Below are 875 nucleotides of genomic sequence, written 5' to 3'. Positions count from 1 at the left end.
TTGAGAAAAACCTCACGCCTGAACAAAGAAAACTCTTAAAGAATAAACAAGTCCTTATTCTTAAAACCAACAATAAAACCCATTGCCAAGGTTGTGAGCCTGAAGCAGGCTATTATTTCTTGATTGCAGATTTATCCGTTAATAATAAAACCCAAGAACAAGCTATCAGTAATATATTAAAGAACTATACCTATCGGGCTTACCAATACAGAGACTTAGCAGGAGCGATTAAAACAAGATACCTTATTGGGCCATTTAAGAGTGCTGATGACCTTATTAAAACCAAACCCTTTGCTGATGGATTATCTAGACAAATCTATCATAACCCCAATGCCTATACGATTGTATATGAAGTTAGAGATGGGAAGTAGGGGAAATCCTAGAAACTTATCTCCAATACACAAAGCAACGCTTTGGGTATGAGATGGTTACTTTAGGAATGGAAGCAGGCTCTGCCTGCTGGAATGGTCTTCAGATTCACGGCGTGAATTGAGTAGAAAATAATAAGATAGGAAGTAGGGAGAAACCCTACATTCCTTGAGGGGATAAGGGGGAAGATGAAAAAGTGACAGGGTTAGATTGGGGTTTATTGGTTGATAGGATTTCAAACCTTAGAAACTCTACCCACCCACCCCAAGTTGATAACGAAACGAAGTGCCGTTATAACCCCATAACTTTAGGAATGTAGCAGGGTTTTACCCTGCGAAATGGTCTTCAGATTCACAACGTGAATCGAATAGAAAGTAATGATTCTTTTCCATAGCCGTGCGACTAGTTATTTTTTCTTATACTAGCTAGAAAGGGGTGCTGGGGGGCTGACTTGCGAAGCGCCCCCCGCTCACCCCTTTAAACCCCTGCTCTCCCTGCACGCCCCC

1 protein-coding gene is annotated in these 875 nt (G+C 41.4%); it reads left to right on the top strand.

All coding sequences use genetic code 11. The features are described from left to right. On the top strand, positions 1–371 hold a 371-nt coding region (locus BJI48_RS09515), incomplete at its 5' end, for a hypothetical protein (protein ID WP_180763047.1). Positions 372–875: the final 504 nt, after the last annotated feature.

Source organism: Helicobacter sp. 11S02596-1, assembly GCF_002272825.1.
Taxonomy (GTDB): Bacteria; Campylobacterota; Campylobacteria; order Campylobacterales; family Helicobacteraceae; genus Helicobacter_J.
This window is presented reverse-complemented; position numbering and strand designations above follow the sequence as displayed.